We start from the raw sequence: 24,847 nt of genomic DNA on the forward strand, positions 1-24,847 counted from the left end.
CCTGCGCGGCCGGGCCCTGAGAAGCTGAGTCGAGCAGGGCCGTCAGCGTTTCGACGTGGCGGGGCGAGAGCACCGAGGAGCACAGCGTGTTGACGAAGGCGAGCTGGTGGTCGGACCCCGGTTGCGCGCCGCGCGCCAGCTCCAACAGCCGGTCGGCGAACGCCGGCCAGCCCTGTTCGCGCGCCCAGCCCGGCTCGGTGTAGGACGCCAGCGCCGTCTGCGCCTGCATCAGCAGCCGCTGCGCGACGCCGACCTCGGTCTCGGCCGGTACCCCGCCGGACACCAGCGCCACGAAGTCCCGGGCACGCATCTCGGCCTCGCGCGTCATCTCCCACGCCGCCGACCACACCAGCGAGCGGGGCAGCGGTTCGGCAATGTCGGCGATCCGCTCCAGCGCAGTGCGAAGTGACTCGGCATCGAGGCGCAGCGAGCAGTACGTCAGATCGTCGTCGTTGACCAGGACCAGCTTGCCGCGCGAAACACCCACCAGCGCGGGCACCTCCGTCTGCGGACCCTCGACGTCGAGTTCCTCCCGGTGCACCCGGACCAGCTTGCCGGACCGATCGTCGTCGTAGATGCCGATCGCCAGCCGGTGCACCCGGGTCTCCCCGGCGCCCGGTGCGGCGCCGCTCTGCGCCACCGCGAACCGGGTGAATTCGCCGTCGGAGTCGACGTCGAACTCCGGCCGCAGTGTGTTCAGTCCGGTGGTCTTCAGCCACTGCTGACCCCAGTCAGACAGATCCCGCCCGGAGGCCTTCTCCAGCGCGGCGATCAGGTCGGCGAACGTGGCGTTGCCGAACGCGTGGTCGCGGAAGTAGTCGCGCAGCCCGGCCAGGAAATGCTCCAGACCCACGTAGGCCACCAGTTGCTTGAGCACCGAAGCACCCTTGGCGTAGGTGATCCCGTCGAAGTTCACCTCCACGGCGGCGAGGTCGGGGATCTCCGCGGCGATCGGGTGCGTCGAGGGCAACTGGTCCTGGCGGTAGGCCCACGACTTCTCGACGGTGGCGAACGTCGTCCAGGCCTCGGTGAACTCGGTGGCCTCGGCCTGGCACAACACCGACGCGAACGTCGCGAACGACTCGTTGAGCCACAGGTCGTCCCACCAGGTCATGGTGACCAGGTCGCCGAACCACATGTGCGCCATCTCGTGCAGCACCGTCTCGGCACGCCGCTCATAGGAGGCGCGCGTGACCTTGCTGCGGAAGACATAGTCCTCGAGGAACGTCACCGCGCCGGCGTTTTCCATTGCGCCGGCATTGAATTCGGGGACGAACAGCTGGTCATACTTGCCGAACGCGTACGGTATGCCGAAGTTGTCGTGATAGAAGCCGAATCCCTGCTTGGTCTGGGTGAACAACCGCTCGGCGTCCATGTAGGGCGCCAGCGAGGCGCGGCAGTAGATGCCCAGGGGGATCTCGCCGTGTTCGTCGGTGTAGCGGTCCTTCCATTCGGTGTAGGGGCCTGCGATCAGGGCCACCAGGTAAGTGCTCATCCGAGGAGTGGTGGCAAACGTGTGGATGCCGGCCCCGTCCGTCTCGGCGACGGACACGGTCGCACCGTTGGAGACGACTTTCCAGTGCCTGGGTGCGGTCACTTTCAGGTCGAACGTCGCTTTGAGGTCCGGCTGGTCGAAGCAGGCGAACATGCGCTTGGCGTCGGCGGTTTCGAATTGCGAATACAGGTAGGTCTCGTCGTCCACCGGGTCGACGAACCGGTGCAGTCCCTCGCCGGTGTTGGAGTAGCGGCAGTCGGCGTCGACGACGACGACGTTGCGGTCGGACAGCCCGCGCAGCGGGATGCCGGTCGACTCGTCGTAGCCCGACACGTCGAGGTCGCGACCGTTGAGGGTGGCGCTGCGGATCGTGTCGGCGGCGATGTCGAGGACGGAGTCGGCGCCGGCGAGCGCGTCGAACACCACGGTGGTGGTGGACCGGAAAGTCCGGTTGCCGGGCGCGCCGGAGCCGTCGGTGAGGTCGAGGCTGATCTGGTAGCTGTCGACGGTGATCAGCGCGGCACGTTCGGCCGCCTGGTCCCGCGTGAGATTAGGAAGGGCCACGCGTCCAACTTACGTGCAGGAGGGGGCGGGAACACACCCACGGCGCTACGGTTGTGCTGGACGGTGTCCGCCAGCGTCATCAGCTTTCGAGGAGAGGACTGCGCCATGCCCGCCGAGGTCCCCGTCAAATCTCAGGCTGAGTTCTGGTTCGACCCGCTGTGCCCGTGGGCATGGCTCACCTCCCGGTGGATCCTCGAGGTCGAGAAGGTTCGCGACATCACCGTGAGCTTCCGCGTGATGAGCCTGGCGATCCTCAACGAGAACCGCGACGACCTGCCCGAGAAGTATCGCGAGAACATGAGTAGGGCGTGGGGACCGGTTCGGGTGGCGATCGCCGCCGCGCAGGCCCACGGCGACGGCGTCCTGGGCCCCCTCTACACCGCGATGGGCACCCGGATTCACAACGAGGACAACAAGGACCTTCCCGAGGTCATCAAGACGTCGCTCGCCGACGTCGGCCTGCCGGCCGAACTCGCCGAGGCCGCGGACAGTGACGCCTACGACGACGCCCTGCGCAGGAGCCACCACGCCGGGATGGATGCGGTCGGTGACGACGTCGGCACGCCGACCATCCACGTCAACGGGGTGGCGTTCTTCGGGCCGGTGCTCTCGAGAATTCCGCGCGGCGAGGAGGCCGGCAAGCTGTGGGACGCCTCGGTGACCTTCGCGTCCTACCCGCACTTCTTCGAACTCAAGCGGACTCGTACCGAGAAACCGGAATTCGACTAGCCCCCCGGACAGAGGGCGACCGGGTCCGGCACAATGTCGGGCATGCGCGTCTACCTGGGTTCCGACCATGCCGGATTCGAGCTCAAGCAGCGGATGATCGAGCACCTCGCGCAAGCGGGCCACGAGCCGATCGACTGCGGTGCCTACAGCTATGATGCCGAGGACGACTACCCGGCGTTCTGTATCGCCGCCGCGACACGAACGGTCGCCGACCCCGAAAGCCTCGGGATCGTCCTGGGGGGATCCGGCAACGGCGAGCAGATGGCCGCGAACAAGGTGCCCGGCGCCCGCTGCGCGCTGGCGTGGAACGTCGAAATCGCCAAGCTGGCGCGCGAACACAACAATGCGCAGTTGATCGGCATCGGCGGTCGCATGCACGCCGAGGAGGAGGCGCTGGCCATGGTGGACGCCTTCCTGGACACCCCGTGGTCGAAAGCCGAACGCCACCAACGGCGTATCGACATTCTGAGCGAGTACGAACGCACGCATGAGGCGCCGCCGGTGCCCGGTGCTCCGGGCTGAGGCATGCCCGAAGGGCATACCCTGCACCGGCTGGCCCGGCTGCATCAACGTCGATTCGCCCGTGCACCGGTCGCGGTGTCCAGCCCGCAGGGTCGATTCGCCAGTTCGACTGTGGACGGCCGGGTTCTGCTGCGCGCCGGCGCTTGGGGCAAGCACCTGTTCCACCACTACGAGCCGGCTCGAGGCGGGCCGATCGTGCACGTGCACCTCGGTCTCTACGGTGCCTTCACCGAGTGGCCAGTTCCCGCAAGCCCCGACGGTGCGCCGCTGCCGGAACCCTCGGGTCAGGTGCGGATGCGGATGGTTGGCGCCGACTACGGGACCGACCTACGAGGCCCGACGGTGTGCGAGGTCATCGACGAAGCCCGGGTGAGTGACATCCTGGCCCGGCTGGGCCCCGACCCGTTGCGGAGCGACGCCGACCCGTCGTGGGCGTGGGGCCGAATCACGAAGTCGCGCAGGCCCGTCGGGGCGCTGCTGATGGACCAGACCGTCATCGCCGGTGTCGGCAACGTCTACCGCAGCGAGTTATTGTTCCGCCACCGCATCGACCCGTACCGGCCCGGCCGGGCAATCGGCGAGGCGGAGTTCGAGGGGGCGTGGACCGATCTGGTGGACTTGATGAAGGTCGGTTTGCGTCGCGGCAAGATCATCACGGTGTCGGCCGAGCACGACCACGGTCCGCCGTCATACCTGCCCGGTCGGCCGCGGACGTACGTGTACCGGCGGGCCGGCGAGCTGTGCCGGGTGTGCGGTGAGCCGGTCAGCATGGCGGTACTAGAAGGCCGGAACATGTTCTGGTGTGCGACCTGCCAGCAGTGACGCGACGCGAGGGCCGACGCGACTGGCAGGAAACCCGCAGAAGCGAACGCTGGGGCCTCTTGTTGGAGCCGAGCCCTCCGGTTGAACGCGCTACCGTTTATTTAAGAACAGAAGATCGGTCGGCGCAGGATCGTTCGTGGACGTCGGGCGGGACCAGTTCGCCGAGGATCGCGGCGGTGCCGGTGTGGTCGGCGTCATCGCGAGGTCTTGGGAGGAAAACCCAGGTGGCTGGTGTTCGTTCGGCGAGCGGCCCGGAGGGATCGGGCGGATGACAGTCCGTTCGGGCCCTGCCCGTAATCGGTTGCCGCCGAGTACATCAGCCAGCGGATCGCGTAGTGCACGCACAGGTGGCCATAGACTTCCTGGATCACCCCGTCGGGCAACTTGGAGCGCAGCACCAGCCCTGAGCCGCGCTGATGGGTTTTCAGCTCGTCGAAGGCGGTTTCGATCTGCCAGCTCTCGGCGTCGAGCCGGGCGAGTTCGGAGGCCGGCGCCGCGAAGGGATCGGTGATGGTGGTGATCAGCCGGCGGGTGCGGTTCGCGGTTTCGGGGCCAGGGTCGAGGGTGTACTCGACGACTCGCACGTCGATGCCGTCGGTGCCGTTGCGCCGCGCTGTGGTCCCCGGATAGATACGGGAAGCGAAAGAGCCGTCGCGGTAACACTTTTCGACAGGTAGCACGACGGCGCTGGACGTGATCCGCCACAGCAGGTCCGCGCCGGTGCCGGCCGCTTTGGCCCACAGCGGGTAGCTGAAGAAGCCGCCATCAGCCGACACGAGCATGCCCGGCCGCAGCGACCGCAGTACCTGCTCGGCCAGTGCCTGTTCGCCCTGCCGGTAGGAACCGACCGCGGCATCGAGGATCGCCTTCGACCCGCGCTCGGCCAATCCCAGCACCCGCACCTGCGGGAACGCGCCGCCACGGCGCTCCCCACGCGAGGAACCCGGCCGGCCGAACCGCGCCTCGTTGGCCTCGGTGTCGGCGGTATCCAGACACAGCCCGTCCACGCTCATCAACCGCCACGACCGATAGAAACCACCGGCGGTCTGCGGAGCGGTCAACGGCACCACCGCCTTGTCGAACAGTGCCCGCAGCGGCTCGGGCCCCAGTCGCTTGCGCGCCTGGAACAACGCCGCCTTGGTCGGCACCGACCATTGCTGTGACCAACCCGAAGCCCACGAATGCCCCGCGACCAGCATTCGAATCACCTCCTCATAGGAGGACGTCGAAAACAACGCCAAGCCGAGCACGTAGTAGACCACCACCCGCGCAGGCAACAATCGGTGCCGCTTCTCGCCCCGGCCGCACTCAGCAAGCACTTCATCGATCATCTCGGGCGGAAACACCCTGGTCAACATGCCCAGTGAGAGGTAATCGGACAAGCGGTGATCACGCTCCGGCTTGACCCACCCAGCCCGTGGCACGCCGCTAGAATAACCGATGTGTCATCTTAAGTAAACGGTTTGTGTTTAACGCGGCCTTGTTGGGGTATCCGTCGACATGTTGAAAAAATTTCCACGAATGGCCGCAACGATTTTCGCGGCCCTCATCGGCCTCGGCCTCGCAGAAGTGGGAGGCGCGGTGCAGGCGCAGGCGCAGCCCGGGCCTTTCCCACGGTGGTGCCCAGGAGAATCCTGGAATCCGGGCTGGGGCGATAACTGGGACTCCGGGCATTGCCACGACAACTGGGGCGGACCCGGTAATCAGGGCGGACCCGGTTGGCCTGGCGGCCCAGGCGGACCGGGCGGCCCCGGTGGGCCGGGTGGTTTCGGTGGGCCGGGTGGACCGCCGGGTCCCGGTGGCCCGGGTGGACCGCCTGGTCCCGGTGGCCCCGGATGGAGCCTCCCGTGACCCTGCCGCTAACCCTGCGGCGCTGACCGCCAACGATCGATATCCGAAAAACCGCACCCTGCCCAGGACGGTCTGGCCCAAAGACGGTCTGGCCCAAAGACGGTCTGGCCCAAAGACGGTCTGGCAGGGTGCGGTTATCGCGGAGTCCGCTCGATAACCCCCAGGGCCGCGTACACCTCGTTGCTGAGGGACACGCTGCGCGGATCGGCGTTGGCCTTCGTGGCGTCGAAGCGGTTCATCACATAGGCGTAGCCGATTCGGTGCTCCAGGTCGACGAACCCGAAAGACCCGCCGAGCCCGCCGTGACCGAAGATCCCCGGGTTCGGCCCGTTGACGCGCCGTTGGTTGAGCATGTAGCCCAGACCCCACCCGTGGTCGGCGACGCGGGGGCCGAGCACCAGATCGGTTTCGGTGCCGCCCTGGCACACCCGGACCAGGTCCATGTGCTCGCGGCTGAGTATCTTCTCCTGGGCCAGCGCGTTGTAGAACGTCGCCAGCCCCAGTGCCGACACCTGCCCGTTGGTGCCAGGGAACTCCAGCTGACGCCAAAGCTGCAGGTCGTGGGAGCCCAGTTCGTCGTCGGGGGCGAAACCCATCGAGATCGACAGCCCTGCCTTGGGGTGTTCGGCAAGGCTGGTGGGGTAGCCCGGGGCCTGGGCGTCGGCCAGCAGGTCGCGGGCGTGTGGCTTCTGGACGCGATCGGCGCACCGGCGCTGGTCGGCCGCGGACAAGCCGATGTGGACGTCGGCGCCGAACGGCTCGGCGATCTCGGTGCGCAGGTACTGGCCGATGGTGCGGCCGGTGACCCGGCGAAACACCTCGCCGAGGATGAAACCGAAGGTGGTCATGTGGTAGCCCTGGGCGGTGCCCGGCTCCCACCAGGGTTCGGCGGCGGCCAGTTGCGCGCAGACGTGATCCCAGTCGGCGACTTCCTCCCAACCCATCCGGTTGCGCGGCCCGATCACCCCGGAGCGGTGGCTCATCACCATCGCCAGCGTGATGTCCTGCTTGCCGGCCTGCCCGAACTCGGGCCAGTAGCGCGCCACCGGGGCCTGCAGGTCCAGCTCGCCCCGGTCGGCCAGTTGGTGAACGCAGGTCGCCGACAGGCCCTTGGTGCCCGACAGGACGGTGGTCAGGGTGTCCTGACGCCAGGGCCGGGTTCCGGCCGCGTCGGCCGAGCCTCCCCAGAGATTGACGACCAGGTCGCCGTCCACCCAGGCTGCGACGGCGGCACCGACTTCGTTGCGCAACGCGAAGTTGCACGCGAACGCTTCGCGCACCCGGACAAAGTCCGGAGCGCAGAAGCCGTGGATGGCAGTGTCTGTTCCGGCGTCGTTCATGGCGCCTCTCTGGTGAGCAGATCCCCAGCCCGAGCGGGCGACGGGAATCGAACCCGCGTAGCTAGTTTGGAAGACTAGGGCTCTACCATTGAGCTACGCCCGCATGTTTTAGTCGAGCGAGACTGTATCCGCCCGCCGAGATCTAATCTAATCGACGCGGTTTTGTGATGGTTCCGTGAGGCTGTGGGCGGCTGCGCAGCCGGCACGGTCGGGCCGTAGGATCGCCTGGTCAGTGCGGGGTGTAGCGCAGCTTGGTAGCGCATCCGCTTTGGGAGCGGAAGGCCGCAGGTTCAAATCCTGTCACCCCGACCAGCGCGACCGGCCCCGTGCCGCAGCTGCGCCGGCACGCCGAGCCACCAACAGCGAGCCACCAACAGCGAGCCAGAGACAAACACCGAGGAGCATGCCCGTGAAGAGCAGCGTCGAGCAGTTGAGCCCCACCCGGGTGCGCATCAACGTGCAGGTGCCTTTCACAGAACTCGAACCCGACTTCCAGCGGGCTTACAAGGAGCTGGCCAAGCAGATCAGGCTGCCCGGCTTCCGGCCCGGCAAGGCTCCGGCGAAGTTGCTGGAGGCGCGCGTCGGCCGGGAGGCGATGCTCGATCAGGTTGTCAACGAGGCGCTGCCCGCCCGGTACGGACAGGCCGTCATGGAGTCGGATGTCCAGCCGATCGGCCAGCCTGAGATCGAGGTCACCAGCAAGGAATACGGCCAGGATCTCGCCTTCTCCGCCGAGGTCGACGTCCGCCCCCGGATCGTCCTTCCGGATCTGAGCGCGCTGACGGTCTCGGTGGACCCCGTCGAGATCAGCGACGACGACGTCGACGCCGAACTGCAGTCATTGCGGGCCCGGTTCGGCACCCTCATCGGCGTGGACCGGCCGGTGGCCGTCGGCGACTTCGTCTCGATCGACCTGTCGGCCGCCGTCGACGGCGAAGAGGTCCCGAACGCCGCCGCCGAGGGCCTCTCCCACGAGGTCGGTTCGGGCCGGCTCATCGCCGGCCTCGATGACGCACTGGTCGGCCTGTCCGTCGACGAGTCCCGGGAGTTCACCGCCACGCTGGCCGCCGGCGAACACGCCGGTCAGGACGCTCAGGTCACCGTCACGGTGAGGTCGGTCAAAGAACGCGAACTGCCCGAACCCGACGACGAGTTCGCACAACTGGCCAGCGAGTTCGACACCATCGAGGAGCTGCGTTCGAATCTGCGCGAGCAGGTGCAGCGCGCCAAGCGGGCCCGGCAAGCCGAGCAGATTCGCGACGCCACGATGGATGTGCTCCTCGAGCAGGTCGAGGTGCCTCTGCCGGAGGCGGTCGTGCAGTCCCAGTACGAAAGCGCCGTGCACAACGCGCTCAGCAGCCTCGGCCACGACGACGCCAAGCTCTCCGAGGCGCTCGCCCAGCAGGACAAGTCGCGCGAGGAGTTCGAGGCCGAGGCCCGCGAGGCCGCGGAAAAGGATGTCAAGCGGCAGCTGCTGCTGGACGCGCTGGCCGATGACCTGCAGATCGAGGTGGGCCAGGACGACCTGACCGAACGGCTGGTCGCCACGTCTCGCCAGTACGGCATCGAGCCGCAGCAGCTGCTCGCCTACATGCAGGAGAACAACCAGCTACCGTCGATGTTCGCCGACGTGCGGCGCGGTCTGGCGGTTGCCGCGGTGGTCGAGGCCGCGACGGTCACCGACACCGACGGGAACACGATCGACACCGGCGAGTTCTTCGGCAAGCGCCCGCAGGGCGGCGAGGCCGGGCCTGCAGGGGATGCCGAACCGACCGACGAGGCCGGGGAGGCCGGGGACTCAATCCCGGAAATCGAGCCGGCGATCGCAGCCGACACGCAGGAATGACCCGGCCTATGACGCTCTGAGCGAACGTGCCCGGGTGAGGGCGAGCACGACCGCCACGCGGTGGGCTCGGTTGGTTAGTGTCGGTTGATACGTAACTCGAGAAAGCAGGTAACCCAGTCGTGACTGACATGCGTTCGAACTCGCAGGGTCTCAACCTTACGGACTCGGTCTATGAGCGCTTGCTGTCCGAGCGCATCATTTTCCTGGGTTCAGAGGTGAACGATGACATCGCCAATCGACTGTGCGCGCAGATCCTGCTGCTCGCGGCCGAGGACGCGACGAAGGACATCTCGCTGTACATCAACTCCCCGGGCGGATCGATCAGCGCGGGGATGGCGATCTACGACACCATGGTCCTGGCGCCTTGTGACATCGCGACCTACGCGATGGGCATGGCCGCCTCGATGGGCGAGTTCCTGTTGGCGGCCGGCACCAAGGGCAAGCGCTACGCGCTTCCGCACGCGCGCATCCTCATGCATCAGCCGCTGGGCGGGGTGACCGGTAGCGCGGCCGACATCGCCATCCAGGCCGAGCAGTTCGCCGTCATCAAGAAGGAGATGTTTCGGTTGAACGCCGAGTTCACCGGGCAGCCGATCGAGCGGATCGAGGCGGACTCCGACCGGGACCGTTGGTTCACCGCCGCCGAAGCCCTCGAATACGGTTTCGTCGATCACATCATCACCCGCGCCCACGTCAACGGAGAAGCCCAGTGAACCCTCAGACCCAACCCCAGGCGCGGTACATCCTGCCGTCATTCATCGAGCACTCCAGCTTCGGCGTCAAGGAGTCCAACCCCTACAACAAGCTGTTCGAGGAACGCATCATCTTCCTCGGCGTCCAGGTCGACGACGCCTCGGCCAACGACATCATGGCGCAGCTGCTGGTGCTGGAGTCGCTGGATCCCGACCGCGACATCACCATGTACATCAACTCGCCCGGCGGGGGATTCACCTCGCTGATGGCGATCTACGACACCATGCAATACGTGCGTGCCGACATTCAGACGGTGTGCCTGGGTCAGGCCGCATCGGCCGCGGCGGTGTTGCTGGCCGCAGGAACACCCGGCAAGCGGATGGCGCTGCCCAACGCTCGGGTGCTGATCCACCAGCCGTCACTGTCGGGCGTCATCCAGGGCCAGTTCTCCGACCTGGAGATTCAGGCCGCAGAAATCGAACGCATGCGCACGCTGATGGAGACCACGCTGGCCCGCCACACCGGTAAGGACCCCGCGGTGATCCGCAAGGACACCGACCGGGACAAGATCCTGACCGCCGAAGAGGCCAAGGACTACGGGATCATCGACACCGTTCTCGAGTACCGGAAGCTCTCCGCGCAAAATTCCTGACCGTGTCGGCGGTGCCCCGCCGCGCGTGCGGTCCCCGCGGATGCACCGAACGTGCGCTGACGGCGATTTTCCGGCCGCCTTCTCGTCGTGAGAACACGCTCGGCGCGAGCGCAGCGTTCAGTTTTTGTGCGGCCAACGTCCGCAGGGCAGCTGCGGGGAGGTGGCTACCCGGACCCAGGGTCGGTCTCGCACTGAGGCTCGGTCGGGTAACGACCGCGACACGCCACGACATATGCCGCGCGTCTGGGCGAGCGACGGGCATCGTCGGCCTATATGTTGCTTCCAGACGGACACGACATGAATACCACTGAGGCGATTCGGTGCTAATTGTCGCGGCAGGCCCGAGCGAGCGGGTAGCGTCGGGGATTACCACACGGGACAGCAAGACGAACAGCGATCAGGAAGTAGGCCCTTAGCACCATGGCGCGCATCGGAGATGGCGGCGACCTGCTCAAGTGCTCGTTCTGCGGGAAGAGCCAAAAACAGGTCAAAAAACTCATTGCTGGTCCCGGTGTGTACATCTGCGATGAATGCATCGATCTGTGTAACGAGATCATCGAAGAGGAGCTGGCCGACGCCGACGACGTCAAGCTCGACGAACTGCCCAAGCCGGCCGAGATCCGCGACTTCCTCGAGGGATACGTCGTCGGGCAGGACACTGCCAAGCGGACACTGGCCGTTGCGGTCTACAACCACTACAAGCGAATCCAGGCCGGCGAGAAGAACCGCGATTCCCGGTCGGAGCCGGTCGAGTTGACCAAGTCCAACATCTTGATGCTGGGGCCCACCGGCTGCGGCAAGACCTACCTGGCCCAGACGTTGGCCAAGATGCTCAACGTCCCGTTCGCCATCGCCGATGCCACCGCGCTGACCGAGGCCGGCTACGTCGGCGAGGACGTGGAGAACATCCTGCTCAAGCTGATCCAGGCCGCCGATTACGACGTCAAGCGCGCCGAGACCGGCATCATCTACATCGACGAGGTGGACAAGATCGCCCGCAAGAGCGAAAACCCATCGATCACCCGCGACGTCTCCGGCGAGGGCGTGCAGCAGGCGTTGTTGAAAATCCTGGAGGGCACCCAGGCGTCGGTGCCTCCACAGGGTGGTCGTAAGCACCCCCATCAGGAGTTCATCCAGATCGACACCACCAACGTGCTGTTCATCGTTGCGGGTGCGTTCGCGGGGCTGGAGAAGATCATCTACGAGCGCGTCGGCAAGCGTGGTCTGGGCTTCGGCGCAGAGGTCCGCTCCAAGGCCGAGATCGACACCACCGACCACTTCGCCGACGTGATGCCCGAAGACTTGATCAAGTTCGGCCTGATCCCGGAGTTCATCGGGCGGCTGCCGGTGGTTGCCTCGGTGACCAACCTGGACCGCGAATCGTTGGTCAAGATCCTCTCGGAGCCGAAGAACGCGCTGGTCAAGCAGTACACGCGGCTCTTCGAGATGGACAACGTCGAGCTGGAACTCACCGACGACGCGCTGGAAGCCATCGCCGACCAGGCGATCCACCGCGGCACCGGCGCCCGAGGGCTGCGGGCCATCATGGAAGAAGTCCTGCTGCCGGTCATGTACGACATCCCCAGTCGCGACGACGTCGCCAAGGTCGTGGTGACCAAGGAGACTGTGCAGGACAACGTGCTGCCGACGATCATGCCGCGTAAGCCGTCGCGCAGTGAGCGCCGCGACAAGAGCGCCTGATCTCGACTGTCACTCGCGGACGGGCGGGGGTGCCCGCGCATTTGTGAGGTCGTGAGCGCACGTGCCCGACCACGGTGAGGCGGTCCCGCGCTCGCAGGCGCGTGCACTGGATCTGCTGAACTTCCTGCTTGCGGACGTTCGCGACGGCCTGGGTCCCTACCTGTCGATCTATCTGTTGCTGACCCATCACTGGGACCAGGCGTCGAACGGACTGGTCATGGCGGTGGGAGGTATCGCGGGGATCGTTCGCCCGGCGTATCGGACGCAACGAGTCCTTCAACCATGGCGGAAACGCTTCGGCCGCAGCCATTACCGGCGTACTGGCTTACTTCTTCGAACCGGTGCGCGCGGCTTCAGGCGCCCGACGTGACAAATCCCACAATTTTTGCGACGGCGCCCCCGCGGCACCCCGCTGACTACGGCCTTTGGTGGGCTTTTCGGGAAAAACCGCGACGTGGGTGCCGTCGAACACGGTCATGTGGCCCGGATTCCGGTGCCATAATCGGCATTACGAGTGACGTAATCGCGCGAGGACGCGTTAACTGCTCCGACTGCGCGTAGCCTATGGCTTCGGCGGAGTGCCTATCCGATTAACAAATGGGAGGCGTCGAGGTGGATCCCAACGGCGGCGGAGCCGGATCAGACTCCTATGGCCGGCCGTCTCAGGCGGGGAGCGACCGCCAGCGTCTGGAGCAAGTGGTCATTCGATTCGCCGGTGACTCCGGCGACGGTATGCAACTGACCGGTGACCGGTTCACCTCGGAGGCAGCGCTTTTCGGCAACGACCTGGCCACCCAACCCAACTATCCCGCCGAGATCCGGGCTCCGGCAGGCACGCTGCCCGGGGTTTCTTCCTTCCAGATCCAGATCGCCGACCACGACATTCTGACCGCCGGTGACCGGCCCGACGTCCTGGTCGCGATGAACCCCGCTGCACTCAAGGCCAACATCGGCGACCTCCCGCGTGGCGGCATGGTGATCGCGAACACCGACGAGTTCACCAAACGCAACCTGGCCAAGGTGGGCTACGCCAGCAATCCGCTCGAGTCCGGCGAGTTGTCCGAATACGTGGTGCATTCCGTTGCGATGACGACGCTCACACTCGGTGCCCTCGAGACGATCGGCGCATCCAAGAAGGACGGGCAGCGCGCCAAGAACATGTTCGCGCTGGGCCTTTTGTCGTGGATGTACGGGCGACCGATCCAGGCCAGCGAGAATTTCATCCGGGAGAAATTTGTCCGCAAGCCCGACGTCGCGGAGGCGAACGTGCTGGCCCTGAAGGCGGGCTGGAACTACGGCGAGACGACTGAGGCCTTCGGCACCACCTACGAGGTTTCGCGCGCGACCCTGCCGGCGGGCGAATACCGCCAGATCTCGGGCAATACCGCGCTTGCTTACGGCATCGTCACCGCGGGACGGCTGGCCGACATTCCCGTTGTGCTCGGCAGCTACCCGATCACGCCGGCGTCGGACATCCTGCACGAGCTGTCCAAGCGCAAGAACTTCAACGTCATCACCTTCCAGGCCGAAGACGAGATCGGCGGCATCTGCGCGGCGATCGGCGCCGCCTACGGTGGAGCGCTCGGAGTCACCAGCACATCCGGACCGGGGATGTCGCTGAAATCGGAGGCGCTGGGCCTCGCCGTGATGACGGAGCTCCCGTTGATCGTCATCGACGTTCAGCGGGGTGGTCCCTCCACCGGCCTGCCGACCAAGACCGAGCAGGCCGACCTGCTGCAGGCGTTGTACGGCCGCAACGGGGAGTCGCCGGTGGCGGTGCTTGCCCCCCGGACTCCGTCCGACTGCTTCGCGACCGCGCTGGAGGCGGTGCGCATCGCGGTTTCCTACCACACGCCGGTGATCGTGCTCTCCGACGGCGCGATCGCCAACGGCTCGGAACCGTGGCGTATTCCGGACGTCGAGCAGCTGCCACCCATCTCGCACGCCTACGCCAAGGCCGGCGAACCCTTTCAGCCCTACGCTCGCGACCCTGGGACGCTGGCTCGCCAGTTCGCCATCCCCGGCACCCCCGGTCTGGAGCACCGCATCGGTGGTCTGGAGGCGGCGAACGGTTCGGGCGACATCTCCTACGAGCCGGTCAACCACGACCTGATGGTCCGGTTGCGCCAGGCCAAGATCGACGGGATCTCCGTGCCCGACCTCGAAGTCGACGATCCCACCGGCGACGCAGAGTTGCTGCTGATCGGGTGGGGCAGTTCCTACGGCCCGATCGGGGAAGCCTGCCGACGGGCGCGGCGCCGGGGCGTCAAGGTCGCCCACGCCCACCTGCGGCACCTCAGCCCGTTCCCGGCGAACCTGGGTGAGGTGCTGCGGCATTACCCGAAGGTGGTGGCGCCGGAAATGAATCTGGGCCAGCTGGCGTCGGTGCTACGCGGCAAGTATCTGGTGGACGTGCAGTCGGTCACCAAGGTTCAGGGGGTCGCGTTCCTGGCCGACGAGGTGAGTCGACTCATCAACGCTGCGCTGGGCGGAACCTTGGCCGAAATCGAGCAAGACAAGTCGACGGTCGCCAGGATGTCGGCAGCGACGGTCGGGGCGGGAGTGAGCGTATGACATGCGCGGCGACGATGCAGAGCGAAGCGATGAGGTGGGGGCACCGCCCGCTTGCGGGGGAGAGCGGCGCTCGTGACTGACGTCATTAACAATCTGGCAGGCACGGACCTCGGGGTGACTCCGAGGCCGGCCAAGAACACGGGCGTGCCCACCACTGATCAACCGCAAAAAGCCAAGGAATACACCAGCGATCAGGAAGTCCGGTGGTGTCCGGGCTGTGGTGACTACGTCATCCTCAACACCATCCGCAACTTCCTACCGGACCTCGGGCTGCGCCGCGAGAACATCGTGTTCATCAGCGGCATCGGCTGCTCCAGCCGTTTCCCGTACTATCTGGAAACCTACGGCTTCCACTCGATTCACGGGCGTGCGCCGGCCATCGCGACAGGTCTGGCGATCGCCCGCAAGGATCTGTCGGTGTGGGTGGTCACCGGTGACGGTGATGCATTGTCGATCGGCGGGAACCACCTGATCCATGCGCTGCGCCGCAACGTCAACATCACCATTCTGCTGTTCAACAACCGGATCTACGGGCTGACAAAGGGTCAGTATTCGCCCACCTCCGAGATCGGCAAGGTCACCAAATCGACACCGATGGGATCGCTGGACCAGCCGTTCAACCCGGTATCCCTGGCGCTGGGTGCCGAGGCGACCTTCGTCGGTCGCGCGCTGGATTCCGACCGCGCCGGGCTGACCGAGGTGCTGCGCGCCGCCGCCGAGCATCGCGGCGCCGCCGTGGTCGAAATCCTGCAGGACTGTCCGATCTTCAACGACGGTTCGTTCGACGCGCTGCGCAAGGAGGGCGCCGAGGAGCGGGTGATCAACGTCCGCCATGGCGAGCCGATCGTGTTCGGCGCCAACGGCGAATACTGCGCGGTGAGGTCTGGATTCGGTCTCGACGTCGCCAAGACCGCCGATGTGGCGGCCGAGGAGATTGTCGTGCACGACGCGCACGCCGACGACTCCGCGTACGCTTTCGCGCTGTCGCGGCTGTCCGACCAGAACCTCGACCACACCGTGCTTGGCGTCTTCCGCGACGTCAGCCGGCCCACCTACGACGACGCGGCACGCTCGCAGGTCCGCGCCGCCCAGGATGCGACCGCGACCGACCTCGCCGCGCTGCAGTCGCTGCTGCGCGGGCGCGACACCTGGACCGTCGAGTAACGGTGGCAGAGCAGATGCCGGACGCAGTGTCGCTTGCCGGGGTGGTACTCGCCGGCGGGGCATCGCAGCGCATGGGTCGCGACAAGGCCAATCTGCCCGTCCCAGGGCCCGCGGGGTTATCCGGTGCGCCCACCATGATCGAGCACGTGGTCGGTGTCATCGGAGAGCGCTGCGAGCCGGTTTTCGTCATGGCCGCGCAGGGGCAGCCGCTGCCCGGGCTGCAGGCTCGCATCGTGCGCGACGAACTCCGCGGTCTGGGACCACTGCCGGCGACCGCTCGCGGACTGCGCGCGGCGGCGGATGCGGGCGCCCGGCTGGCCTTCGTGTGCGCCGTCGACATGCCCCTGCTGGCCGTCGAACTCATCGACGACCTGGCTCGCCGCGCCACCGAGACCGACGCCGAGGTGGTGCTGCCGTGGGACGGACAGGACCACTATCTCGCGGCGGTGTACCGGACTGACCTGGCCGATCGGGCTGATGCCCTGGTGGCCGGCGGTGCCCGGAGGATGAGCGCCCTGGTCGATGCTTCGGACGCGCAGCGTGTGGTGATGGTGGATGCGCGGTCACTGACCAACGTCAACACGGACGCCGACCTGCGCGCGTTGGCCTAGCAACCCCGACACCGGCCGCCGCCGCGCCCGTTTGATCCACGCCGCCACACCTTGTCCGGGTGGTCGTAAACACGTTGGCATCACAGCACCGCGTCGGCCAGGCGGTCGACCTGGTCGATATCGGCCACGCATGGATGGAACACGAGCCCGTCGAAGCCCAGGTCTCGGTAGGCGGCCACGGTCTGCGCCGCCTCCTGCGGCGAGGTGAGCATGTCGGCGACGTTGAGCTTGGCGTAGTCGGGATTGAAGCCGTAGTAGCGCTGCAGGTGGGCGCGGCCGGACGCGACGGTGCCGGTGTCATCGAAGGCGAAGTTGACGCTGGCCTGAAGCCGGGGGCGTCCCGTGCGGCCCGCCTCCCGGATCGCGGCACTGGAAGCCTGCGGCGCTCTGATCTACGACGTCGACGTGCTGCCCGAGCGGCTCGGCCACCAGCTCAGCGCCATGCTCTGGCTGACGGTGGCCCCCGGCGACTTACACCGCGGCGGCGAGCTGATCGCGGCACACGACCGCATCGCCTTCGCTGGCGCCGTCAGCGGGACCAAGAACCTGATGGCGATCGCCATCTGTCGAGACACCGACGATCTGTACCGATACCTCAGCGAGCAACTCGGGCAGAACGAGGCGATCCTCGGCTACGAGGTCAACATCCGCACTCGGCGCCTCAAGCAACACGGATCGCTGGTGGCCCACGGCAGGCTGATCAATCCGCGCCCGGCCCGCGCCGCGCGCTGAGCGATTCGTCTCGGCGACGGCGCAATTGGTCGTTATGGACCGTCTTCTGCCACATCGGGGACCCCTCGGCCGCGCGGTCGACCGCGGGCCGGGCCATTCACCCGCGGCGCTTGGATCATCGCTCGCGCCGGTAATTCGCATCTTTCGCGGTTTATTGGCGTCCAGCGGATTCAAATTATCATTCGGGCAGCAATCCGCGCGGGCTGCGGTGGGTGCCATTATCGCCGGAAATCCATTCGAACGATAATGGCCTGCTGGGCCGCGCCCATATCGTAGTCCGTTGGCGCGACGGCGATTTGGGGGAGAGGTTAATTGGTCCGGCGGGGCCGTTACGGTGCGGCTCCCGCAAGCGGTCCACGGATTTATGGCAAAACGGGGGGCCACCGGCAGCGCCGGCGCTGTTTTTCGCGACTCGCCCTCGTCGGGAACGCCGCGTGGTCGGGCGATCGCGCAGCGATCCCTAAACATTCTGATCTAAAAGCTATGTCCAGGAACATAACTCGGCTGCCCAATTCGGATGTGGTTTCAGCCTTTGGCAATACGTTGCAGCGAAAGATCCAGTTGTGCAGGTGATTTGCTGATGCTTCGTCGATCCGGTCGCGCGATGTGGTCCGGCTGGGGGTGACTGCAGTGCCGGATCGCGGTCCCGTCGCCGTAACGCGCGGTGCCAAACGTCCGAATACCATGGTCTGAGTCACAATTTACGCGTGATTAGGGTCACTCTCAGCCCGCGGTGTACGGCGGATGACGGGAGCGCGAAATCCGAGGTTGACCTGCGGAGACATTTCACGAACCACTCCGTGATCGGTTCGTTATAGGAACGAGATATCCATTATCTGAAGATGAAAAACATGAACGGCTCTCGTAACCTCCGTTGCGGCCCGTAAAGGGCAAACCAAAACTGAATCCACGGCCCCGCGTGTGAGCGGGGGGTGGGAGCGGCACCAGCCGCCTCCCGGCCGGTGCGGCTGACAGCCCGCCAGGCAGTTGCGAACCCCCGCTGTCGTGCCGAAACGAGACGGCACGCCCCAGAGAGCCACTTCCGCACAGACATGGCACCCGAGCTCACCTCGGTGGGCTTGCTTTGGCGCGCGCAAACCGCGAAAGGAACACCTTGTGAAGAACGCCCGCAAGACGCTGATCGTTGCCGCGATCACCGGGACGCTCGTCAGCATGCCGCCCGTCGCCACCGCGACCGCGGAGCCGGGCGGCATGGACCAGAACGGGCCTTCCCCTGCTCCCGCGCGCTTCGACCCCAACCTGCCGCCGCCGGATGCCCCGCCGGCTCCGGATGCGCCGTCGCCCGATGACTTCGACCCCAACCTGCCGCCGCCGCCGGATGCCCCGCCGGCTCCGGATGCGCCGCCGCCGCACCGGGCGTACAGCGTGAACTGGGATGCCATCGCGCGATGCGAATCGGGTGGCGTCTGGTCGATCAACACGGGCAACGGCTACTCCGGAGGTCTGCAGTTCACGCCGAGCACGTGGCGTGCCAACGGCGGCAGCGGCTCGGCGGCCAACGCGAGCCGCGAGGAGCAGATCCGGGTCGCCGAGAACGTGCTGCACTCGCAGGGCATCGGCGCCTGGCCGGTCTGCGGTCGGCGCGGCTGACACCAGCTGCGACCGGCGACTCGAGGACTGACGGCCGACATCGCCATAGCCCCCGACATTGAACATCGGCGGGCAGCCGGAGCGCCCCTCGGTCGGGTAGCGTCGGGATTCGTGACCCCAACGCCGCGCGAATTCGACATCGTCGTCTACGGGGCGACCGGCTTCGTCGGGAAGCTGACCGCCGAATATCTGGCGCGGGCGGGCGGGCAGGCCCGCATCGCGCTCGCCGGCAGGTCGACCGAGCGCCTGCGTGCCGTGCGCGACACCCTGGGGGAGTCTGCGCGGTCTTGGGAGCTGCTGGTCGCGGACGCCTCGTCGCCGTCGACGCTCGACGAGATGGCCGCGCGCACGCAGGTGGTCGTCACCACGGTCGGGCCCTACACCCGCTACGGTCTGCCGCTTGTGGCCGCCTGCGCCGCGGCGGGCACCGATTACGCGGACCTCACCGGCGAGGCGATGTTCGTCCGCGACAGCATCGACCTGCACCACAAACAAGCCGCGGACACCGGCGCTCGCATCGTGCATGCCTGCGGGTTCGATTCCGTCCCCTCCGACGTGAGCGTGTACGCGCTGTACCGAGCGGTTCGCGGCGCCGGCGCGGGTGAGCTCACCGACACCGATCTCGTGGTGAGGTCGTTCTCCGGGGGGCTGTCCGGCGGCACCATCGCGTCGATGATGGAGGTGCTCAACACCGCCTCCACCGATCCCGACGCCCGTCGCCAGCTCGCGGACCCCTATACGCTGACACCCGATCGTCAGGCCGAACCTGAGCTGGGGCCCCAGCCCGACCTGCCGTGGCGGCGTGGCCGCCAGATCGCGCCGGAACTGGCCGGCCTCTGGACGGCGGGCTTCGTCATGGCGCCCTACAACACCCGGATCGTTCGCCGTAGCAACGCCCTGATGGACTGGGAATACGGTCACCGCTTCCGCTACAGCGAGAGCATGAGCGTGGGATCGTCGCCGGTCGTCTCGCCGCTGGCGTCCGCCGTCGTCACCGGGATGGCCGGCGCCACGTTCGGGTTGGGCAGTCGCTATTTCCGGCTGTTGCCGCGCCGGCTGGTGGAGCGTGTCGCGCCCAAGCCGGGGACCGGCCCCAGCGCCGCCGCGCGCGAGCGCGGCTACTACCGGATTGAGACCTACACCACGACCAGCGCCGGAGCCCGGTATGTGGCACGCATGGAACAGCGCGGTGACCCCGGCTATAAGGCGACCTCGGTGTTGCTGGGGGAGTGCGGCCTGGCCCTGGCGATGGACCGCGACAAGCTCTCTGAGCTGCGCGGCGTCCTGACGCCCGCGGCCGCGATGGGTGAGGCGCTGCTGGCGCGCCTCCCTGTCGCCGGCGTTTCGCTGCAAACGGATCGACTCGGATAGAGCCCCAGCCCTATGGTCCGGAGCCCCGAATCGGGCGGCTACAGGCCGGCGCGCGGCGCTTCCTAGAATTGACGGGTGACCGCCAGCCGCAACTCCGTGACCGACCTGCCCAAATCGTGGGACCCCGGGGCGGCTGAGAGCCTGATCTACCAGAAGTGGCTGGATGCCGGCTACTTCACGCCGGACCCCACCAGCACCGGTCCCGGGTACTCGATCGTGCTGCCGCCGCCGAACGTGACCGGCAGCCTGCACATGGGCCACGCGCTGGAACACACCATGATGGACGCCCTGACCCGCCGCAAGCGCATGCAGGGGTATGAGGTGCTGTGGCAGCCGGGCATGGACCACGCGGGCATCGCGACTCAGAGCGTGGTGGAAAAGCGGCTCGCGGTCGACGGCACGACCAAGGAAGGCCTCGGCCGCGAGCTGTTCGTCGAGAAGGTTTGGGACTGGAAGCGCGAGTCGGGCGGCGCCATCGGCGCCCAGATGCGCCGCCTCGGCGACGGCGTGGACTGGAGCCGCGACCGGTTCACCATGGACGAGGGCCTGTCGCGGGCGGTGCGGACCATCTTCAAGCGGCTCTACGACGCCGGGCTGATCTACCGGGCCGAACGGCTGGTCAACTGGTCGCCGGTGCTGCAGACGGCGATTTCGGACCTCGAGGTCAACTATCTCGACGTCGAGGGCGAGCTGGTGTCGTTCCGGTACGGCTCGCCGGACGACTCGAAACCCCACATCGTGGTCGCCACCACCCGGGTCGAGACGATGCTGGGTGACACCGCGATCGCGGTCCATCCTGACGACGAGCGCTACCGCCACCTGGTCGGTACCCAGCTGCCGCACCCCTTCGTGGACCGGCAACTCATCGTCGTCGCCGACGAGCATGTGGACCCCGAATTCGGTACCGGCGCCGTCAAAGTCACTCCCGCGCACGACGCGAACGACTTCGAGATCGGGCTGCGGCACGAGTTGCCGATGATCTCCATCCTGGACACCAGCGGCCGGATCGCCGGCACCGGAACACAATTCGACGGCATGGACCGCTTCGAAGCGCGCGTCGCGGTGCGGGAAGCGCTGGCGGCCCAGGGCCGGGTCGTCGAGGAGAAGCGCCCCTATCTGCACAGCGTCGGGCATTCCGAGCGCAGCGGCGAGCCGATCGAGCCGCGCCTGTCGTTGCAGTGGTGGGTCCGGGTCGAATCGCTGGCCAAGGCCGCCGGCGATGCGGTCCGCAACGGCGACACCGTGATTCATCCGGCCAGCCTGGAGCCGCGCTGGTTCGCCTGGGTGGACGGCATGCACGACTGGTGCATCTCGCGGCAGCTGTGGTGGGGGCACCGCATCCCGATCTGGTACGGGCCCGACGGCGAGCAGGTGTGTGTCGGTCCCGACGAGACATCCCCGGAGGGCTGGGAACAGGACCCCGACGTGCTGGACACCTGGTTCTCCTCGGCGCTGTGGCCGTTCTCCACGCTGGGCTGGCCGGAGAAGACCCCGGAGCTGGAAAAGTTCTATCCGACAAGCGTTCTGGTGACCGGATACGACATCCTGTTCTTCTGGGTGGCCCGGATGATGATGTTCGGCACCTTCGTCGGCGGCGACGACGTCCTCACCCTCGGTGGCCGTCGCGGACCGCAGGTGCCGTTCACCGACGTCTTCCTGCACGGCCTGATCCGCGACGAAGCCGGGCGAAAGATGAGCAAGTCCAAGGGCAACGTCATCGATCCGCTGGACTGGGTGGAGAAGTTCGGGGCCGACGCGCTGCGGTTCACGCTGGCCCGCGGCGCCAGCCCCGGCGGCGACCTGGCCGTCGGAGAAGATGCCGTACGGGCCTCGCGCAGCTTCGTCACCAAGTTGTTCAACGCCACCCGGTTTGCGCTACTCAACGGCGCCAACCCGGCTCCGCTGCCGGACCCGGCCGACCTCACCGACACCGACCGCTGGATCTTGGGACGGCTGGAGGAGGTTCGCGCCGAGGTGGATTCGGCGTTCGACGGCTACGAGTTCGGCCGGGCCTGCGAGGCGCTCTATCACTTCACCTGGGACGAATTCTGCGACTGGTACGTCGAGTGGGCGAAGGTGCAGCTTGCCAACGGCCTCACGCATACCACCGCCGTGTTGGCCGCGGTGCTCGATACGCTGCTGCGACTGCTGCATCCGGTGATCCCGTTCGTCACCGAGGCGCTGTGGCAGGCCCTGACCAACCGGGAGTCGCTGGTGATTGCCGAGTGGCCGCAGCCCTCGGGTATCGCCCTGGATCCGATTGCGGCGCAACGGATCGGCGACAGGCAGAAACTCGTCACCGAAATCCGGCGGTTCCGCAGCGACCAGGGTCTGGCGGATCGGCAGAAGGTGCCGGCCCGCTTGGCCGGTGGCGGAGAGCTGAGCGCGGAAGTGCGGGCCGTGACCTCGCTGACCCCTCCCGGTCCCGGGTTCAGTCCCTCGGCGTCACTCGAGGTTTCGCTGGGCTCCGGCATGGAAGACGTCCACGTCGTCGAACTCGACACCTCCGGCACCATCGACGTCGCCGCCGAGCGCCGGCGCCTCGAAAAGGATCTGGCCGCAGCGCACAAGGAGCTTGCCTCAACCGCCGCGAAACTGCAGAACGCCGAGTTCCTGGCCAAAGCTCCGCAGACCGTCGTCGACAAGATCCGCGACCGCGAGCGGGTGGCCGGTGAGGAAGCCGAGCGGATTACCGCTCGGCTGGCCGCGCTGCAATGACGGAACAGCCCGAGTGGGTACCGGCCGGCGACGCGGCGCCCACCCCGGACGAGATCGCGTCGCTGTGGCAGGTGGAGCACCTGCTGGACCAACGCTGGCCGGAGACGAAGATCGAACCGAGCCTGACCCGGATCAGCGCGCTGTTGGACCTGCTGGGTTCGCCGCAGAAGAGCTACCCGTCGATCCACATCGCGGGCACCAACGGCAAAACCTCGGTGGCGCGCATGGTCGACGCCCTGCTGACCGCGCTGCAGCAGCGCACCGGCCGCACCACCAGCCCGCACCTGCAGTCGGCGGTCGAACGCATCGCCATCGACGGCAGGCCGATCAGCCCGGCGCAGTACGTGGCGACCTACCGGGAGATCGAGCCATACGTCCAGATGGTCGACACCCAGTCCCAGTCCACCGGTGGTCCGGCCATGAGCAAGTTCGAGGTGCTCACCGCCATGGCGTTCGCCGCATTCGCGGATGCGCCGGTCGAGGTCGCGGTGATCGAGGTGGGCATGGGTGGTCGTTGGGACGCCACCAACGTGATCGACGCGCCGGTGGCCGTGATCACCCCGATCGGCATCGACCACGTCGACTATCTCGGTGACGACATCGCTGCGATCGCAGGGGAGAAGGCGGGCATCATCATCCGGGCACCCGACGGGGGGCCCGACACCGTCGCGATCATCGCGCGTCAGGTTCCCGACGCGATGGAGGTGTTGCTGGCCCAGACTGTGCGGGCCGATGCCGCCGTGGCCCGGGAGGACTCCGAGTTCGCGGTGCTTGGTCGCCAGGTCGCCGTCGGCGGGCAGATGCTGCAGATACAGGGGCTGGGCGGAGTGTATTCCGACGTCTACCTGCCGCTGCACGGCGAGCACCAGGCCCACAACGCCGCGGTGGCGCTCGCCGCGGTGGAGGCCTTCTTCGGCGCCGGCGCGCAGCGTCAGCTCGACGTCGACGCTGTCCGGGCAGGGTTCGCCGCCGTCACCAGCCCGGGCCGCCTGGAACGCCTGCGCAGCGCGCCCACGGTGTTCATCGATGCCGCCCACAATCCGGCCGGTGCCGCCGCGCTGGCGCGGAGTCTGGACGGCGAGTTCGACTTCCGCTATCTGGTCGGTGTGCTCAGCGTGCTGGCCGACAAGGACGTGGACGGCATCCTCGCCGCGCTGGAGCCGGCGTTCGATTCCGTCGTCGTGACCCACAATGGGTCGCCGCGCGCTTTGGATGTCGAGTCGCTGGCGTCGGCGGCGCGTCAGGCGTTCGGGCCGGATCGGGTGGTGACCGCCGAGAACCTGCGCGATGCCATCGACGTCGCCACCGCCCTGGTCGACGACGCATCCTCGGGGGGGGAGGCGCGGGGCGAAGGCGAGGCGTTCTCCGGCACGGGGATCGTCGTCACCGGCTCGGTCGTCACGGCCGGGGCCGCGCGGACCCTGTTCGGGCGTGATCCTGAATGACCGGGCAGGCCCCCCCAAACCCACAGCCCGACCCGTGGAAGGGACTCAGCGCGGTGATGGCCGCGACGCTGATCCTGGAGTCGATCGTGGTCCTGCTGGCGATACCGGTCGTCGGCATGGTCGGGACCGGGTTCACTGCGGTGTCGCTGGGATACCTGGTCGGACTGGCGGCGCTGCTGGTGCTGCTCGCCGGGGTGCAGCGCCGGCCCTGGGCGATCTGGGCCGATCTCGGCGTGCAGGTGGTGCTGCTCGGCGGCGTCCTGGTCTACCCGGGGATCGGGTTCATCGGGATGGTTTTTGCCGGCGTATGGGCGCTGATCGCCTATTTGCGCGCCGAGGTGCGGCGGCGGCAGACCCGCGGGCTGCCGCCGCAGTGATCGTCTCCTCGCTCTGTACGATCTGCAAA

The 24,847-nt window shown here is 67.2% G+C and carries 18 protein-coding genes, 2 tRNA genes and 3 pseudogenes; 18 read left to right on the forward strand and 5 right to left on the reverse strand.

The window, feature by feature from the left end; translation table 11 throughout:
• On the reverse strand, window positions 1-2,059 hold a 2,059-nt coding region (gene pepN, locus ACOJVU_RS13560), incomplete at its 3' end, for an aminopeptidase N (RefSeq protein ID WP_421530244.1).
• A 105-nt stretch (window positions 2,060-2,164) separates the two neighbouring features.
• Between pepN and ACOJVU_RS13565 the strand changes: the two genes are divergently transcribed.
• From ACOJVU_RS13565 to ACOJVU_RS13575, 3 genes are read left to right on the forward strand one after another with little or no spacing between them, the layout of a single operon-like run.
• Window positions 2,165-2,788 (forward strand): DsbA family protein, encoded by a 624-nt coding sequence (locus tag ACOJVU_RS13565; RefSeq protein WP_421530245.1) that lies wholly within the window; start codon window positions 2,165-2,167, stop codon window positions 2,786-2,788.
• Between the two features lie 42 nt (window positions 2,789-2,830).
• Window positions 2,831-3,310, forward strand: a complete 480-nt coding sequence (locus tag ACOJVU_RS13570; protein ID WP_421530246.1) for a ribose-5-phosphate isomerase — start codon at window positions 2,831-2,833, stop codon at window positions 3,308-3,310.
• Window positions 3,311-3,313: 3 nt separating this feature from the next.
• On the forward strand, window positions 3,314-4,132 hold the full coding sequence (locus tag ACOJVU_RS13575; RefSeq protein ID WP_421530247.1) for an Fpg/Nei family DNA glycosylase: 819 nt from the start codon (window positions 3,314-3,316) through the stop codon (window positions 4,130-4,132).
• A 194-nt stretch (window positions 4,133-4,326) separates the two neighbouring features.
• Here the strand turns inward: ACOJVU_RS13575 and ACOJVU_RS13580 are convergent, their stop codons facing one another.
• From ACOJVU_RS13580 to ACOJVU_RS13590, 3 genes are all read right to left on the reverse strand, one after another.
• Window positions 4,327-5,556: an IS4 family transposase gene (locus ACOJVU_RS13580; RefSeq protein WP_421530248.1), complete on the reverse strand. Its 1,230-nt coding sequence runs from the start codon at window positions 5,554-5,556 to the stop codon at window positions 4,327-4,329.
• Window positions 5,557-6,117: 561 nt separating this feature from the next.
• Entirely contained in the window at window positions 6,118-7,323 is a 1,206-nt protein-coding gene (locus ACOJVU_RS13585) for a serine hydrolase domain-containing protein (RefSeq protein ID WP_421530249.1), read from the reverse strand.
• Between the two features lie 32 nt (window positions 7,324-7,355).
• Window positions 7,356-7,426, reverse strand: a tRNA-Gly gene (locus ACOJVU_RS13590).
• 132 nt (window positions 7,427-7,558) lie between these two features.
• On the opposite strand from ACOJVU_RS13590, the gene ACOJVU_RS13595 reads away from it, so the two are divergent.
• The 9 genes and pseudogenes from ACOJVU_RS13595 (at window position 7,559) to mobA (ending at window position 16,564) form a co-directional block, all read left to right on the forward strand.
• Window positions 7,559-7,635, forward strand: a tRNA-Pro gene (locus ACOJVU_RS13595).
• A gap of 97 nt (window positions 7,636-7,732) precedes the next feature.
• Window positions 7,733-9,169: a trigger factor gene (gene tig, locus ACOJVU_RS13600; RefSeq protein WP_421530250.1), complete on the forward strand. Its 1,437-nt coding sequence runs from the start codon at window positions 7,733-7,735 to the stop codon at window positions 9,167-9,169.
• A gap of 128 nt (window positions 9,170-9,297) precedes the next feature.
• On the forward strand, window positions 9,298-9,882 hold the full coding sequence (gene clpP1, locus ACOJVU_RS13605) for an ATP-dependent CLP protease proteolytic subunit ClpP1 (protein ID WP_421530268.1): 585 nt from the start codon (window positions 9,298-9,300) through the stop codon (window positions 9,880-9,882).
• Window positions 9,879-10,514, forward strand: a complete 636-nt coding sequence (gene clpP2 / locus ACOJVU_RS13610) for an ATP-dependent CLP protease proteolytic subunit ClpP2 (RefSeq protein ID WP_421530251.1) — start codon at window positions 9,879-9,881, stop codon at window positions 10,512-10,514. The genes clpP1 and clpP2 overlap by 4 nt, the downstream gene beginning before the upstream one ends.
• Before the next feature lie 420 nt (window positions 10,515-10,934).
• Window positions 10,935-12,215 carry an ATP-dependent Clp protease ATP-binding subunit ClpX gene (gene clpX, locus ACOJVU_RS13615; protein ID WP_421530252.1) on the forward strand — a complete coding sequence of 427 codons (1,281 nt, stop codon included), beginning with the start codon at window positions 10,935-10,937 and terminating at the stop codon, window positions 12,213-12,215.
• A gap of 61 nt (window positions 12,216-12,276) precedes the next feature.
• Window positions 12,277-12,559 (forward strand): annotated as a pseudogene (locus tag ACOJVU_RS13620) (MFS transporter); the annotation flags it as partial.
• Between the two features lie 268 nt (window positions 12,560-12,827).
• On the forward strand, window positions 12,828-14,789 hold the full coding sequence (locus ACOJVU_RS13625; RefSeq protein ID WP_421530269.1) for a 2-oxoacid:acceptor oxidoreductase subunit alpha: 1,962 nt from the start codon (window positions 12,828-12,830) through the stop codon (window positions 14,787-14,789).
• Between the two features lie 51 nt (window positions 14,790-14,840).
• Complete coding sequence (locus ACOJVU_RS13630; protein WP_421530253.1) at window positions 14,841-15,953, forward strand: 2-oxoacid:ferredoxin oxidoreductase subunit beta; 1,113 nt, start codon at window positions 14,841-14,843, stop codon at window positions 15,951-15,953.
• Window positions 15,954-15,967: 14 nt separating this feature from the next.
• The gene (mobA, locus tag ACOJVU_RS13635; protein ID WP_421530270.1) at window positions 15,968-16,564 is read left to right on the forward strand and encodes a molybdenum cofactor guanylyltransferase; all 597 of its coding nucleotides are present in this window, start codon (window positions 15,968-15,970) and stop codon (window positions 16,562-16,564) included.
• Between the two features lie 80 nt (window positions 16,565-16,644).
• Here the strand turns inward: mobA and ACOJVU_RS13640 are convergent.
• Window positions 16,645-16,914: pseudogene (locus ACOJVU_RS13640) on the reverse strand (LLM class flavin-dependent oxidoreductase); the annotation flags it as partial.
• Here ACOJVU_RS13640 and ACOJVU_RS13645 point away from each other — a divergent pair.
• The 6 genes and pseudogenes from ACOJVU_RS13645 to ACOJVU_RS13670 all read left to right on the forward strand — a co-directional run.
• A pseudogene (locus tag ACOJVU_RS13645) lies at window positions 16,910-17,296 on the forward strand (Lrp/AsnC family transcriptional regulator); the annotation flags it as partial. The pseudogenes ACOJVU_RS13640 and ACOJVU_RS13645 overlap by 5 nt on opposite strands.
• 1,116 nt (window positions 17,297-18,412) lie before the next feature.
• Window positions 18,413-18,907, forward strand: coding sequence for a transglycosylase family protein (locus ACOJVU_RS13650; RefSeq protein WP_421530254.1), 495 nt, complete (start codon window positions 18,413-18,415; stop codon window positions 18,905-18,907).
• Window positions 18,908-19,018: 111 nt separating this feature from the next.
• Entirely contained in the window at window positions 19,019-20,278 is a 1,260-nt protein-coding gene (locus ACOJVU_RS13655; protein WP_421530255.1) for a saccharopine dehydrogenase family protein, read from the forward strand.
• Window positions 20,279-20,353: 75 nt separating this feature from the next.
• The gene (locus tag ACOJVU_RS13660) at window positions 20,354-22,996 is read left to right on the forward strand and encodes a valine--tRNA ligase (RefSeq protein ID WP_421530256.1); all 2,643 of its coding nucleotides are present in this window, start codon (window positions 20,354-20,356) and stop codon (window positions 22,994-22,996) included.
• A complete protein-coding gene (gene folC, locus ACOJVU_RS13665; RefSeq protein WP_421530257.1) occupies window positions 22,993-24,441 on the forward strand; it encodes a bifunctional tetrahydrofolate synthase/dihydrofolate synthase in 1,449 nt (482 codons plus the stop codon). The genes ACOJVU_RS13660 and folC overlap by 4 nt, the downstream gene beginning before the upstream one ends.
• Window positions 24,438-24,818 (forward strand): DUF4233 domain-containing protein, encoded by a 381-nt coding sequence (locus ACOJVU_RS13670; RefSeq protein ID WP_421530258.1) that lies wholly within the window; start codon window positions 24,438-24,440, stop codon window positions 24,816-24,818. The genes folC and ACOJVU_RS13670 overlap by 4 nt, the downstream gene beginning before the upstream one ends.
• Window positions 24,819-24,847 lie beyond the last annotated feature (29 nt).

The organism is Mycobacterium sp. THU-M104 (assembly GCF_049197365.1).
GTDB lineage: Bacteria > Actinomycetota > Actinomycetes > Mycobacteriales > Mycobacteriaceae > Mycobacterium.

Coding starts and splice junctions, on each gene's coding strand:
- ACOJVU_RS13565 (WP_421530245.1), top strand. CDS start 2,165: ATGCCCGCCGAGGTCCCCGTCAAATCTCAGGCTGAGTTCTGGTTCGAC.
- ACOJVU_RS13570 (WP_421530246.1), top strand. CDS start 2,831: ATGCGCGTCTACCTGGGTTCCGACCATGCCGGATTCGAGCTCAAGCAG.
- ACOJVU_RS13575 (WP_421530247.1), top strand. CDS start 3,314: ATGCCCGAAGGGCATACCCTGCACCGGCTGGCCCGGCTGCATCAACGT.
- ACOJVU_RS13585 (WP_421530249.1), bottom strand. CDS start 7,323: ATGAACGACGCCGGAACAGACACTGCCATCCACGGCTTCTGCGCTCCG.
- clpP1 (WP_421530268.1), top strand. CDS start 9,298: ATGCGTTCGAACTCGCAGGGTCTCAACCTTACGGACTCGGTCTATGAG.
- clpX (WP_421530252.1), top strand. CDS start 10,935: ATGGCGCGCATCGGAGATGGCGGCGACCTGCTCAAGTGCTCGTTCTGC.
- mobA (WP_421530270.1), top strand. CDS start 15,968: ATGCCGGACGCAGTGTCGCTTGCCGGGGTGGTACTCGCCGGCGGGGCA.
- folC (WP_421530257.1), top strand. CDS start 22,993: ATGACGGAACAGCCCGAGTGGGTACCGGCCGGCGACGCGGCGCCCACC.
- ACOJVU_RS13670 (WP_421530258.1), top strand. CDS start 24,438: ATGACCGGGCAGGCCCCCCCAAACCCACAGCCCGACCCGTGGAAGGGA.